Source organism: Kitasatospora sp. NPDC001175, assembly GCF_053598215.1.
In genome coordinates this window covers 1-12,353 of record NZ_JBSFJU010000118.1, presented here as the reverse complement: position 1 = coordinate 12,353, position 12,353 = coordinate 1, and the positions used below count along the sequence as shown (strand labels likewise).

Below are 12,353 nucleotides of genomic sequence, written 5' to 3'. Positions count from 1 at the left end.
GGACGCACATCCCTCGTCGCGCGCAGCGCCGCTGCGCTCTCTTCCCCCAGCCTGACGGCCGGGGGGACCCCCGCACGATGCACGCCCAGACTCGGCTCTCGACCCGCTCCTTGATCCACGCTCCCTATTGCCGGTCGGTCAGGTCCGCCGGGAGGGCGGGGGTTCGGTGAGCGGTCCCGTTCCGAGCCCGTGCCCTCGCACACCGACACGGAGGGACACCCGGTGTACCGAAATCTGGACGTCAGCCAGCTCCGGACGCTCGTCACCATCATGAGCGCCGGCGGCTTCCGGCGGGCGGCGGAGAAGCTGTCGCTGACCCAGCCCGCCGTGAGCCAGCACATCCGGCGGCTGGAGGCGGTGCTGGGCGGACCGGTCTTCGCCCGAACCGGGCGCCAGCTCGAACTCACCACGGCCGGGCAGGAGTTGTACGGCTACGCGCGTCGGATCGTCGCGCTCAACGACGAGGCCGTGGCGCGGATCACCGCACCGCACGAGGTGACGGAGTTCAGTGTCGGCCTCTGCCCCCAACTGGAGGGCGCGCTGCCGGACTTCCTCTCCGGCCTGGTGAAACTCCTGCCCGGAGTCCGCCCGACCATCCACCTGGGACTCGGCGAGCCGCTGGCGGCACGGGTGGCGGCCGGAGAGCTCGACGTCGCCCTGCTGCTGCGCCCGCCCAGGGAGGACGGGACCAGGTTCCTCGGGGCGATGCGGCTGGCCTGGTTCGGCGCCGACCCGGGGTCGGCCGGCGGGCCGCTGTCGCTCGCGCTGTGCGGTGAACCGTGCAATCTGCGGCGGCACCTCCTGGACACCCTCGGCGCCCACGACCTGCCCTGGCAGATCGCCTACGAGGGGCCGGAACTCGCCGGGCTGCGCGCCGCGGTCTCCGTCGGCCTGGGGGTGACCTGCCTGCTGGCCAACGCGGACGAGCTGTGGGGGCTGCGCCGGCTGCCCGCCGGTGCGCTGCCGGTCCCCGAGCCGATGCCCGTCTCGCTGGCGGTGGCTCCCCAGGTCCCCGCGGGGGTGGTCGAGGTGGCCCTCCGCGCGGCCCAGCGCGCCCTGCGGGCCTACCCGATCACCGGGGCGGAGCCGGTCCCCGGCCACCCCCACCAGGCCGCCAGGCGCCCGGGCACCGACCGCGTCCTGGTCGGCTGACCGGTGAGTCGAATGGCCGGCGCTTATCAAACGGATAAGGAAGAGTGATTTGCGCACCTGAGCGGCGGACACTTAGCCTTGGCGTGAACATGCTGTGATCTTGAAATCATTTTCGGCCCGCACCACCGGTGTAATTCGTGGAATTTCCGGGAGGGTTTCCCCGGCCATTCCCCAGGTCTTGTGAGGAAAGGAACAGAGGCATGTCCCAGACCGCTTCCCCCAGAATCGAACTGTGGAATCCGGAAACCTATGACGCGCTGCGCAGGCAGCTCATCCCGTCGTTCGACCTCCTCTACGGCAGCGCGGTGAGCGTGGTGGCCATGTCAGTGCCGGCCACGGCGCGCATCCTGGACCTCGGAGCCGGCACCGGCCTGCTCGGCGCCGCGCTGCGCGAGCGGCTCCCCGACGCCGAACTGCTCCTCCAGGACCGCTCGCAGGCGATGCTGGAGCAGGCCCGCCAGCGGTTCGCCGACGACGACCAGGTGGCCATCCGGGTGGCCGACCACCTCGACGAGCTCCCCGCCGGGCCCTTCGACGCCGTGGTGTCCGCCCTCTCCATCCACCACCTGGAACACCAGGACAAGCAGGACCTGTTCACGCGGATCCGGAAGATCCTGCGCTCCGGCGGAATATTCGTCAACGTCGAGCAGGTGCTCGCGCCCACGTCCGAGCTGGAGAAGATGTACGACCGGCAGCACGAGGCGCACGTGCTCGCGTCCGACACTCCGGCGGAGGAATGGGCAGCCGGCCGTGAGCGAATGAAGCACGACATTCCCATCGACGTCGAAACCCAGATCCAGTGGCTGCGCGACGCGGGCTTCACCACCGCCGACTGCCTGGCGAAGGACTGGCGTTTCGCCACCTACGCGGGCTGGAACGGATCGTGACCGCCCACGGCGCGCTCCGCACACCACGAACCGCGGACGGGCTCGGAAGGGTGAACCGTGCTTTACGAAGCGCTGCGTGACATCGCCGCCCGGCGGCCCGACGCGCGAGCCGTCACCACCGCGGACGGGGCGAGCGCGAGCTACGCGGAACTGCTAGACCTGATCGACCGCACGGCCGCCGGGCTGCGCGGGCACGGCGTGGGCGCCGGGGACGTGATCGCCTGCTCGCTGCGCAACAGCATCCGCTATGTGGCGCTCATCCTGGCCGCGGCCCGCATCGGCGCCCGCTACGTGCCGCTGATGAGCAACTTCGACCGCGCCGACATCGCCACGGCACTGCGCCTCACCGGGCCCCGGATGATCGTCACCGACCACCAGCGGGAGTTCCCCGACCAGGCCCCGCCGCGGGTCCGGCTGGAGACCCTGGAAGCCGCCACGGCCTCGCCCCGGGAGGCGGGCGAGCGGTACGACGGGCTGTTCCGCTCACTGTGGACCTCGGGGTCTACCGGCTTCCCCAAGCAGATGGTCTGGCGGCAGGACCGCTTCCTGCGCGAGCGCCGCCGCTGGCTGGCGGACACCGGCATCACCGCCGACGACGTCTTCTTCTGCCGGCACACCCTCGACGTCGCGCACGCCACGGACCTGCACGTCTTCGCCGCACTGCTGTCCGGCGCGGAACTGGTGCTGGCCGACCCGGACGCCGCGCCGGACGTCCTGCTGCGGCAGATCGCCGAAAGGCGGGCCACCGCGATGAGCGCCCTGCCGCGGCACTACGAGGAGTACGTGCGGGCGGCCGCGGGCCGCCCGGCGCCGGACCTGTCGCGACTGCGCCGCCCGCTGTGCGGCGGAGCCTACGTCAGCGCCGCGCAACTGACCGACGCCGCCGAGGTGCTGGGAATCCACATCCGGCAGATCTACGGCTCCACCGAGTTCGGCCTGGCCATGGGCAACATGTCCGACGTGCTCCAGGCCGGCGTCGGCATGGTCCCCGTCGAGGGCGTCGGCGTCCGGCTGGAACCGCTCGCGGCCGACCGGCCCGACCTCGGCGAGCTGGTGCTCATCTCGGACTGCACCAGCGAGGGATACGTCGGCAGCGACGAGGCGAACGCCCGCACCTTCCGGGGTGAGGAGTTCTGGACCGGAGACGTCGCCCAGCGGGGCCCGGACGGGACGCTGCGGGTGCTCGGCCGGGTCACCGAGACCCTGGCCGCCGCCGGCGGTCCGCTGCTCGCCCCCGTGCTGGACGAGGAGATCGCAGCCGGCTGCCCGGTGCTGGAGACGGCCGCCCTGCCGGCCCACCCGGACCGGTACTCCGACGAGGTGCTGCTGGTGCTGCACCCGGACCCGGACCGGCCGGAGCAGGAACTCCGCAAGGCCGTCGCCGAGGTGCTGGACCGGCACGGGCTGCGGGCCTCGATCCGGCTGACCGACGACATCCCGCACACTCCGGTCGGCAAGCCCGACAAGCCGGCCCTGCGCCGCCGCTGGGAGAGCGGTGCCCTCGGTCCGGTCGGCGAGTGGCACCATGGCTGAACTCCTCCTGGAAGATGGACAGTCGATCCACTACCAGGAGACCGGGAAAGGTTCGCCGGTACTGCTGGTGCACGGGCTCGGCGCACCGTCTGCCTTCCTCGCCGCCACCGCCGAGGGCCTGGCCCGCGACCACCGGGTCGTCACCTTCGACCTGCGCGGCCACGGCCGGACCCCACTGGGCACCGGACCGGTCGGGATCGACCGCTGCGCCGCGGACCTGCACGCGGTGGCCGGGAAGCTGGACCTGCGGGCGGTGACCCTGGTCGGCTGGTCACTCGGCGCCACCGTCGCCTACCGCTACCTGGAGCGGTACGGCGCACAGCGCGTCGCCCGGCTGGTGTCGGTGGAGCAGAGCCCGTACCTGCTGTACGAGGACGGCTGGGAACACGCGGCGTTCGGCCGGCTCACCGCCGCGGACGCGGAGACCGTCCGGCAGAACCTCGCCGGCACGGACCGGGCCGTCGCGGCCGACCAGGTGGCCGGTTACTTCGCCGAGGGCACCGTCCCCGACCCCGACCTACTGGCGAGGCTCGCCGACGCGGTCGCCACCTGCTCGCCCGCCGCCAGACAGCAGCTCTGGCAGGACGTGGTGCGCCAGGACTGGCGCGAACGGCTGGCGGCACTGCCGGTGCCGGTGCTCTTCGTGCACGGCGCGCGGAGCCGGATCTACCCCAGCGCCGTCGGGAGCCGGCTCGCGGACACCGTGCCCGGGGCCCGACTCGAGGTGTTCGAGAACAGCGGCCACCTGCCGTTCCTGGAGGAGCCGGAGCGCTTCCAGCGGACGATCCGCTCCTGGGTGGCCCGATGACGAAGGCGGACTGCTGATGACCACTGCCCCTGCCGCCCCGACCCGCCGGCTGTGCTGGATCTACCCGGACCGCGGCACCGACCGGATGCGGGACAAGGAATGGAAGCACGTCTGGGGGATCTACCGGGAGGTGGCCCGTGAGGGCGGCTGGGCGCTCTCCCTGCACAAGCCGGAAGAGGTCGCCGTGGACGTCTGTGGCCCGGGCGGCCCCAAGGTCTACCTGGACGGCGAGCGCGTCACCCCCGAGGACACCGTGTTCGTGACCTCGCTCTGGTCGCTGCCCCACCACACCGTGGACGTCTGCAACCAGCTCTACCTGTACACGATCCTCGAACAGGCTGGCTTCTACCTGCCCATCCCGCCCCACCTGTCGTTCATCGCCAACGACAAGGCGGCGACCATGCTCCACCTCGCGGACAGCCCGCTGCCGCAGGTGCCCACCGTCCGGATCGGCACCGGCCGCGACACCGCGCAGCGCAGCTACGAGGCGGCGCTGGCCTCCCTCAGCTACCCGGCCATCGTCAAACCCGCCTACTGGGGCATGGGCATGGGCGTCTGCCTGGTGCGCAACGCCGAGGAACTGAAGGGCGTGGCCGGCATCGCGTCCGGCGCGGACACCGCCCTGGTGTGCCAGCCCTACCTCGGTGAGGGCATCAACGACTTCCGGGTGTGGGTCGTGGGCGGCAAGCCGCACACCGTGCTGCGCCGCATCCCCAAGGGAGCGTCGCTCACCGCGAACCTGAGTTCGGGCGGCGGCATGGAGCACGTGCCGCTGCCGCCCGAACTCGCCGAGACCGTCGACTACGTGGCGGCGCGGATGCCGATGCCGTACATCGCCGTCGACTTCCTCTGGGACGGCGAGCGCTTCTGGCTCTCGGAGGTGGAGCCGGACGGCGCGGTCGGGTTCGCCGACTCGGAGCAGACCGAGCGCGAGCAGCGGAAGGTCATTGCCGACCGGTTCGCCGCGTACGCGGACGCACACCGGCAGTTCCTGAACCGGAAGGACGCCATCCGATGATCGGCCAGATACCGACCGAACGGCTGCTGACACACGCGCGCACCCTGGCCGAGGCCGGCGGGGCGCCCGTCCCCCCGGCCGCGCGGCAGCTCGCCGACCTGGCCGTCACGGGCCCCGCCGAGATCTACGCGCTGACCGGTGCGGCGGCGCGCAGCGCCGGCAGCGTGCTGATGTCCAGTGGCGGCACCACCGGCCGTCCCAAGCTGACCTACGTCCCGCACGGCATGGGACTCACCCGGCTCCTGGAGCACTGGCGGCCGCTGCGCCCAGGCAACGTGCTGCTCAACCTCTTCAACGCCGGCCGGATGTGGGGATCGCACTACTACATGCAGACGCTGGCCGAGCGGAGCGGCTGCACGGTCATCCCGTCCGGACCCTACTCCCCGGCGGAGGTGGCCGGCTGGCTGCCGATGCTGGCGGAGGTCGGGGTGGACGCCCTGGCGGGCACCCCGACGGGGCTCGCCGACTTCGCCCAGGGCGTCATCGACGCCGGCGGCACCCTCCCGGTGCGCACCGTCATCTGGATGGCCGAACCGTGGACCGGCAACAAGCGCGAGCTGGTCCGCCAGGCGTTCCCCGAGGCCGGGCTGTGGGGCAACTACGGCTCGGTGGAGACCTGGGTGATGTGCACCAACCAGCCGGGCTGCGACGAGACGACCCTTCACCTGCTGCCCGACCAGGTGATGGAACCGGACGAGGACGGCGCGCTGCTCAGCCGGGTCGGCGAGGGCTGGACGGTGCCCGTGGTGCGCTACCGGCTGGGCGACCGGGTGGCCCCCGTCGAGTGCCGCTGCGGCCGGCCCGACGCCCTGCGGGTGCTGGGCCGGGCGGACGACTCGGTGACCCTGCGCAGCGCGCTGTTCAAGGTGAGCGAGCTGGTCGACCTGGTCCGCGGTGAACCCGGCGTGCTGGAGGCCCAGTTGCGGCTCACCCGGAGCGCCGACTCGCCCAAGGCGGCCAGCGCGCTGACGCTCGAGTTCACCGGGACTGCCGACGCGGAGGCGGTGCGCGGCCGGCTGATCGGCGAGTTCTACCACCTCGCGGCGGTGGCCAGGCAGTACCCCGACGCCCTGCGGGCCCGGCGGGTGGAGCGGCTCACCCGGATCGAGCGCACCAACAAGGTGCCCGCGATGGTCTGGCAGCAGGCCGAAACCGACGGGGCAGGTGTCGCATGAACCGGCTCCGCGGCAATCCGTGGGCGATCCTGATCGTCCTGTCGCTCGGGTTCTTCATGACCCTGCTGGACCTGACGATCGTCAACATCGCCATTCCCAGCATGATCGACGACCTGCACGCCTCCTTCGACGCGGTGCTGTGGTCGCTGAACGGCTACATCCTGGTGCTCGCCGCACTGCTGATCACCGCGGGCCGGCTGGGCGACCTGCGCGGTCCGCGCCAGCTCTTCGCGCTGGGCGTCGCCGTGTTCACCCTGGCGAGCCTGGTCTGCGGGCTGGTGCAGAACCCCGCCGAACTCATCGCCGCCCGGCTGGTGCAGGGAGTGGGCGCGGCCCTGCTCGTGCCGCAGACCATGACCCTGATCGTGCGCGCCTTTCCGGCCGAGCGGCGCGGCGCGGCGCTCGGGGTCTGGGGCGCGGTGGCCGGTGTCGCTGCGGTGGCCGGCCCGGCGCTCGGCGGCCTGCTGGTCAGTGAACTGGGCTGGCGCTGGATCTTCTTCGTGAACGTGCCGGTCGGCGCGGTCGTCCTGGCCACCGTCTTCACCGTGGTCCCGGACCTCCGCCAGGGCGGCGCCCGGCACCGGCTGGACTTCGTGGGAGTGGCGCTGTCCTCGGCGGCGGTCTTCTGCCTCGCCTTCGCGTTGACCGAGGGCGAGCGCTACCACTGGAACGCCGTCATCTGGGGGCTGCTGTTCGGCGCCGCGGCGCTGTTCGCCGCCTTCGCCGCCCAGCAGCGCCGGCGGCAGGCGGAGGAGCCGCTGGTGCCGTTCCAGCTCTTCCGCGACCGCAACTACACGGTCATGAACGCCGTTTCGGCCTCGGTCTCGATCGGCGTGCTCGGGCTGATGCTGCTGCTCTCGCTGTACTTCCAGTCCGTGCTGCACTTCAGCGCGCTGAAGGCCGGGCTCGCGCTCGCCCCGGCCTCCGCCGTCTCGATGGCGCTCGCCCCCTTCACCGGCCGCCTCTCCGACCGCATCGACGGCAAGTTCGTGCTGCTCGCGGGCATGGTGCTGACGGCGGTCGGGATGCTGTGGAGCGCCCTGGTGATGGGCCCGGCGACGCCGTGGGCGGCGTTCGTCGCCCCCATGGTCGTGGTGGGAGCGGGCAACGGCTGCCTGATCGCGCCGATGGCCGCGGTGGCGATGCGCGGCGTCGACCCGGCGGTGGTCGGCGCCGCCTCCGGAGTGCTCAACACCGTACGGCAGTTGGGGTCGGTCGTCGGCACCGCCGCGGTCGGCGCCCTGGTACAGGTGCAGACCGCGGACGCGCGCAGCGGGGTGAGCACGATGCGCACCTCGATGGCGCTGCCCATCACGGTCATCCTGCTCGGTGCCGTGGCCTGCGCGGCGGCCCGGCGGGACGTCTCGGCGAAGCCGGCCGCCGAACCCGCTTCGGCGGGGGCGGCAGCTCAGGACTGCGGAAGGAGCGGCGGGTGACGGCGGTTCACGACGACGGCACGCGGTTGCGGTCCGTACCGGCCCACCGGGGTGGTGCAGCGGCCCACCGGGGTGGTGCGCGGATGCCGTCCGCGCGGTACGCGCCGCTGCGGACACCGGACCTGCCGGACCGCACCTGGCCCGGCCGGACGCTGACGGCGGCTCCCCGCTGGCTCTCCACCGATCTGCGCGACGGCAACCAGGCACTGCTGGAGCCGATGAGCCCCGACCGCAAGCTGCGGATGTTCGAGCTGCTGCTGGCGATGGGGTACCGGGAGATCGAGGTCGGCTTTCCCAGCGCCAGCCAGACCGACTTCGACTTCGTCCGCCGGCTGATCCGCGAGGAGCGGGTGCCCGACGGAGTGCGCATCTCCGTGCTCACCCAGGCCCGCGAGGCGCTGATCGAACGCACCGTGGAGAGCCTGGTGGGAGCCCGCGCGGCCACCGTCCACCTGTACAACGCCACGTCACCGCTGTTCCGCCGGGTGGTCTTCGGGACGAGCCGGGAGGAGTGCCGGGACCTGGCGGTGCGCGGTACCGGACAGCTGATGAAGTACGCCGACCAGCTCCTCGGCGACTGCGACCTGGGCTACCAGTACTCGCCGGAACTGTTCAACGAGACCGAGCCGGACTTCGCGCTGGAGGTCTGCGAGGCGGTCATGGACGTCTGGCAGCCGGGGCCGGGCCGCGAGATCGTGCTCAACCTGCCTTCCACGGTGGAACGCACCACTCCCAACGTCTACGCGGACCAGGTCGAGTGGCTGAGCCGCAGCCTGACCCGTCGGGAGTACGTCGCCCTCTCGGTGCATCCGCACAACGACCGGGGGACCGCCGTGGCCGCCGCCGAACTCGGCGTACTGGCCGGCGCCGACCGCATCGAGGGCTGCCTGTTCGGCAACGGCGAGCGGACCGGCAACGTCTGCCTGGTCACCCTCGGCCTCAACCTGCACGCCCAGGGCATCGACCCCGGCATCGACTTCTCCGACATCGACCGCGTCCGCCGTACGGTCGAGGACTGCACCGGCCTCCCGGTGCCCGCCCGCCACCCATACGGCGGCGACCTGGTGTACACCTCCTTCTCCGGGTCGCACCAGGACGCGATCAAGAAGGGCTTCGCGGCCATGGAACGGCAGGCCGCCGAGGACGGGGTGCCGGTGGAGCGGACCGCCTGGACGGTGCCGTACCTGCCGATCGACCCGGCGGACGTGGGCCGCTCCTACGAGGCGGTCATCCGGGTCAACAGCCAGTCCGGCAAGGGCGGAGTGGCGTACCTGATGCGGCAGGAGCACGGACTGGAGCTGCCGCGGCGGCTCCAGATCGAGTTCTCCCGGATCGTCCAGGAACACGCCGACGCGATCGGCGGGGAGATCACGGCGGAGCGACTGGGCGCGCTGTTCTCGGCGGAGTACCTGGAGGTCGCTGCGGAGCACCCGGAGGCGGAGGGGGCGGTGGACCCGCTCCGGCTGGAGGTCCTCACGTGTGCGGAGCAGACGCGGGGCACCTCGACGGACGGGGCGGCGGAGGTCGTCGCCTACGCCCACTGCTCGGTCGACGGGCGGAACCTGTGGGGGGTCGGCCGCGGCGCCGACTCCGCGACCGCACGGCGGCGGGCGGTGGCGAGCGCGGTCGGCAGGTCCCGGCGCGTCTGAGGGCGGGCGGGGAGGCCTGGCTGGGCGTCACAGCCGCTCTCCCCGCCCCTGCACCCCAACCACCTACCAGGGCATGGTCGTTGCGAGGAAGTCCGTCAGCGCGGCGGTGACCAGCTGCGGCCGCTCCACCGGCGGCAGATGGCCGGTGTCGGGGAGGTCGAGTCGACGGGCCCCGGGAATGCCCTCGGCCAGCAGGGCGGATGCGGCCAGGATCTCCGGTGCGTCCGCCAGCCCCGCGACGACCAGTGTCGGCACCGCCACCTCGGCCAGCCGCTCCTTGGCCGGCGGGCACAGCTGCTGCTCGGTGAACCGCGGGCCGCCCCACATCCGTTCCCGGGTGAGCCGGTCCATGGCCACGGCCAGCTCCCAGACCCGAGGCGGCAGCACGGCCCGGGTGCGGTCAGGACCGGCCACCAACAGCTCGGCCTCCGCCTCGGCGACGGCGTCGAGGTCACCGGGCTCGATCCGCTCGGCGGCGCCCTGCTGGTAGTGGCGCAGCCGCTCGCTCGGCACGAGGCTGTGCACCTGCCGCCGCGCCCGGTCGACCAGGGAGGCGGGCCACTGGTGACCGGACAGCCCGGCCGCGATCAGGCCGAGGGCCCGGAACCGGTGCGGAGCGGTGAGCAGCGCGTCCAGCGCGATCCTCCCGCCGTCGGACGCGCCGACCACCGCCGCCCGCCGGACCTGCAACCGGTCCATCAGCGCGAGCAGATCACGGTGATGGGCGAAGGAGCCGACCGCGTCCCCCGAAGCGCCCCGCCCCCGCCAGTCGTAACGGATCACGCGGTACCGCTCGGAGAGCGCCGCGAACTGCTCCTGCCACATCCGCCGGTCCGCACACCCGGCGTGGACCAGAACGACGGTCTCCCCGGACCCGGCCTCCTCGTACGCGATGTCCGTCCCATCGATCCGTACCTTCTGCACCGCCAACCTCCCTGATGCTCACGGGCTTTGACTCCTGCCCATGTCGGTCAACGGCCGACGGCGACAGGCGACACGGCCGGTTCGCCCGCGGTGAAAGCCGGCCCCGGGACGACTGCGACAGGTCCCCTCTTCCGGTGCTCGCCGGGTCGGGTACGGTTCGCGGATGCGATATCTGGGACGGCTGTGCGTGCGGTTGGTGGTGGGGCTGGTGAGCTCGGGGACGCAGGCACTCTTGGGCGGCTACGCCGGGGTGGTGGGCATCGGCGTGGCGGTGCTCACGCTCACCGCGCTGGTCGTCTCCGCGCTCCGGAAGCGTGGCCGCAGGGTCGTCCCGCCTCGCTGATGGGGGGGTGGTTCGGAGCAGGTCAGAAGGACGGCTAGGATGTGGGACATCACCTGCGCGGGTGGCGGAATAGGCAGACGCGCTGGATTCAGGTTCCAGTGCCCGCAAGGGCGTGGGGGTTCAACTCCCCCCTCGCGCACCAAGGTCAATCGACCGAATGAGGCTGGTCAACCCGACAGAATGTCGGGTTGACCAGCCTCATTTCGTTGCTGGACGCGGCCTGGGAGCCGTGTCCGGCCCACGGCATTGTCGGGGGCAGGGGATAGGTTCTGCGCCATGCCGACACAGACACAGGTCTACGCCTACCAAGGGGCGTCGACGTTCTCCTCCGACGCCGGGCTGTGGCTGTCGACGTCCGGGGCTGTGACGCCCGTCGGCTTGGTTGGCGAGCCGCGGTTCTTCGATCCTGCCGAGATCACGCTGAACACCGATCCGGGAAGTGATCCTGTGGACAAGCGGCCGTCCCCGGCGGTGGCCGCACACGAGAAACGAAGGAATCACCCATGCGTACCCTGATCAGCACCGCCTTCATCTCGCTCGACGGCTTCATGGAGGCCCCCGGCGGCGAACCCGGCTACCGGAACTCCGGCTGGACCTTCAAGGACGTCGAGTTCGTCCCCGAGGCGTTCGAGATCAAGGAACGGGAGCAGCAGGAAGCCACCGCGATCCTGATGGGCCGGGTCAGCTACGAGGCGTTCAGCCCGGTGTGGCCGGACATGGAGGAATTCGCCCGTTACAAGACGATGCCGAAGTACGTCGTCTCCACCACCCTCACCGAGGACGAGCTGGTCTCCAACTGGGGCGAGACCACCATCCTGCGCTCGCTCGACCAGGTCGCCGCCCTCAAGGAGAGCGAAGGAGGCCCGATCATCATCCACGGCAGCACCTCCTTGAACCACGGCCTCTCGGACGCCGGCCTGATCGACCGCTACCACCTGCTGGTCTACCCGCTGCTGCTCGGCGCCGGCAAGCGCCTGTTCAGCACCACGGACAAGGACACCCAGAAGCTGACGCTGGTCGAGCACGAGGTCTACCCCAACGGCGTGCAGAAGCAGGTCTTCGACGTCGTCCGCTGACCAGGAGTCGTCGCCCGTTCGGGCGGGCGGCACTCCGCCGCCCGCCCGAACGGGCACGTGCCGGCCCCACCGACGGTCGGCACGTCGGTGCCCGCTCGTTCTCCAGGAGCGGACATCCGGCGCGCCGAACAGGAGTTGATGGCAGCGAAGCGGGCGGCGGTCGACGGAACCGCGACCGGCGATGACCCCGGCCCGACCCGGCGGGGGCGGGGTGGTGCGGAGCCGGTGCGAGGTGGGTCGGAAGATCGGTTAAGATATGGGACATCACCTGCGCGGGTGGCGGAATAGGCAGACGCGCTGGATTCAGGTTCCAGTGCCCGCAAGGGCGTGGGGGTTCAACTCCCCCCTCGCG

Annotated in this window: 12 protein-coding genes and 1 tRNA gene; 12 read left to right on the top strand and 1 reads right to left on the bottom strand. The window is 71.9% G+C overall.

The genetic code is table 11. The features are described from left to right. Positions 1 to 222 precede the first annotated feature (222 nt). From ACWDAK_RS38900 to leuA, 8 genes are all read left to right on the top strand, one after another. The gene (locus tag ACWDAK_RS38900) at positions 223 to 1,152 is read left to right on the top strand and encodes a LysR family transcriptional regulator (RefSeq protein WP_427395411.1); all 930 of its coding nucleotides are present in this window, start codon (positions 223 to 225) and stop codon (positions 1,150 to 1,152) included. A 200-nt stretch (positions 1,153 to 1,352) separates the two neighbouring features. Then, positions 1,353 to 2,039 carry a class I SAM-dependent methyltransferase gene (locus tag ACWDAK_RS38895; protein ID WP_427395410.1) on the top strand — a complete coding sequence of 229 codons (687 nt, stop codon included), beginning with the start codon at positions 1,353 to 1,355 and terminating at the stop codon, positions 2,037 to 2,039. Positions 2,040 to 2,096: 57 nt separating this feature from the next. Continuing rightward, positions 2,097 to 3,572, top strand: coding sequence for a class I adenylate-forming enzyme family protein (locus ACWDAK_RS38890; protein ID WP_344640939.1), 1,476 nt, complete (start codon positions 2,097 to 2,099; stop codon positions 3,570 to 3,572). Continuing rightward, a complete protein-coding gene (locus ACWDAK_RS38885) occupies positions 3,565 to 4,380 on the top strand; it encodes an alpha/beta fold hydrolase (protein ID WP_344640938.1) in 816 nt (271 codons plus the stop codon). The genes ACWDAK_RS38890 and ACWDAK_RS38885 overlap by 8 nt, the downstream gene beginning before the upstream one ends. A gap of 16 nt (positions 4,381 to 4,396) precedes the next feature. Continuing rightward, positions 4,397 to 5,398 (top strand): ATP-grasp domain-containing protein, encoded by a 1,002-nt coding sequence (locus ACWDAK_RS38880; protein ID WP_344640937.1) that lies wholly within the window; start codon positions 4,397 to 4,399, stop codon positions 5,396 to 5,398. Continuing rightward, the gene (locus ACWDAK_RS38875; RefSeq protein ID WP_427395409.1) at positions 5,395 to 6,573 is read left to right on the top strand and encodes an AMP-binding protein; all 1,179 of its coding nucleotides are present in this window, start codon (positions 5,395 to 5,397) and stop codon (positions 6,571 to 6,573) included. The genes ACWDAK_RS38880 and ACWDAK_RS38875 overlap by 4 nt, the downstream gene beginning before the upstream one ends. After that, positions 6,570 to 8,009 (top strand): DHA2 family efflux MFS transporter permease subunit, encoded by a 1,440-nt coding sequence (locus ACWDAK_RS38870; RefSeq protein ID WP_427395408.1) that lies wholly within the window; start codon positions 6,570 to 6,572, stop codon positions 8,007 to 8,009. Before ACWDAK_RS38875 ends, ACWDAK_RS38870 begins: the two co-directional genes overlap by 4 nt. Before the next feature lie 83 nt (positions 8,010 to 8,092). Next, complete coding sequence (leuA, locus tag ACWDAK_RS38865) at positions 8,093 to 9,658, top strand: 2-isopropylmalate synthase (RefSeq protein WP_344640943.1); 1,566 nt, start codon at positions 8,093 to 8,095, stop codon at positions 9,656 to 9,658. Positions 9,659 to 9,721: 63 nt separating this feature from the next. Here leuA and ACWDAK_RS38860 read toward each other — a convergent pair whose 3' ends face one another. Further along, on the bottom strand, positions 9,722 to 10,582 hold the full coding sequence (locus ACWDAK_RS38860) for an alpha/beta fold hydrolase (protein ID WP_427395407.1): 861 nt from the start codon (positions 10,580 to 10,582) through the stop codon (positions 9,722 to 9,724). Positions 10,583 to 10,745: 163 nt separating this feature from the next. Between ACWDAK_RS38860 and ACWDAK_RS38855 the strand changes: the two genes are divergently transcribed. From ACWDAK_RS38855 to ACWDAK_RS38840, 4 genes are all read left to right on the top strand, one after another. Further along, positions 10,746 to 10,925 carry a hypothetical protein gene (locus ACWDAK_RS38855; protein ID WP_427395406.1) on the top strand — a complete coding sequence of 60 codons (180 nt, stop codon included), beginning with the start codon at positions 10,746 to 10,748 and terminating at the stop codon, positions 10,923 to 10,925. A gap of 55 nt (positions 10,926 to 10,980) precedes the next feature. Next, positions 10,981 to 11,067, top strand: a tRNA-Leu gene (locus tag ACWDAK_RS38850). 134 nt (positions 11,068 to 11,201) lie between these two features. Then, positions 11,202 to 11,441 carry a hypothetical protein gene (locus ACWDAK_RS38845; protein WP_427395405.1) on the top strand — a complete coding sequence of 80 codons (240 nt, stop codon included), beginning with the start codon at positions 11,202 to 11,204 and terminating at the stop codon, positions 11,439 to 11,441. Continuing rightward, on the top strand, positions 11,429 to 12,001 hold the full coding sequence (locus ACWDAK_RS38840) for a dihydrofolate reductase family protein (protein ID WP_427395404.1): 573 nt from the start codon (positions 11,429 to 11,431) through the stop codon (positions 11,999 to 12,001). Before ACWDAK_RS38845 ends, ACWDAK_RS38840 begins: the two co-directional genes overlap by 13 nt. Positions 12,002 to 12,353 lie beyond the last annotated feature (352 nt).

What these genes read in the sequence shown, in the direction of transcription:
- leuA (WP_344640943.1), top strand. Translation starts at nt 8,093, where the DNA reads ATGCCGTCCGCGCGGTACGCGCCGCTGCGGACACCGGACCTGCCGGAC.
- ACWDAK_RS38855 (WP_427395406.1), top strand. Translation starts at nt 10,746, where the DNA reads ATGCGATATCTGGGACGGCTGTGCGTGCGGTTGGTGGTGGGGCTGGTG.
- ACWDAK_RS38875 (WP_427395409.1), top strand. Translation starts at nt 5,395, where the DNA reads ATGATCGGCCAGATACCGACCGAACGGCTGCTGACACACGCGCGCACC.
- ACWDAK_RS38885 (WP_344640938.1), top strand. Translation starts at nt 3,565, where the DNA reads ATGGCTGAACTCCTCCTGGAAGATGGACAGTCGATCCACTACCAGGAG.
- ACWDAK_RS38895 (WP_427395410.1), top strand. Translation starts at nt 1,353, where the DNA reads ATGTCCCAGACCGCTTCCCCCAGAATCGAACTGTGGAATCCGGAAACC.
- ACWDAK_RS38845 (WP_427395405.1), top strand. Translation starts at nt 11,202, where the DNA reads ATGCCGACACAGACACAGGTCTACGCCTACCAAGGGGCGTCGACGTTC.
- ACWDAK_RS38840 (WP_427395404.1), top strand. Translation starts at nt 11,429, where the DNA reads ATGCGTACCCTGATCAGCACCGCCTTCATCTCGCTCGACGGCTTCATG.
- ACWDAK_RS38870 (WP_427395408.1), top strand. Translation starts at nt 6,570, where the DNA reads ATGAACCGGCTCCGCGGCAATCCGTGGGCGATCCTGATCGTCCTGTCG.
- ACWDAK_RS38880 (WP_344640937.1), top strand. Translation starts at nt 4,397, where the DNA reads ATGACCACTGCCCCTGCCGCCCCGACCCGCCGGCTGTGCTGGATCTAC.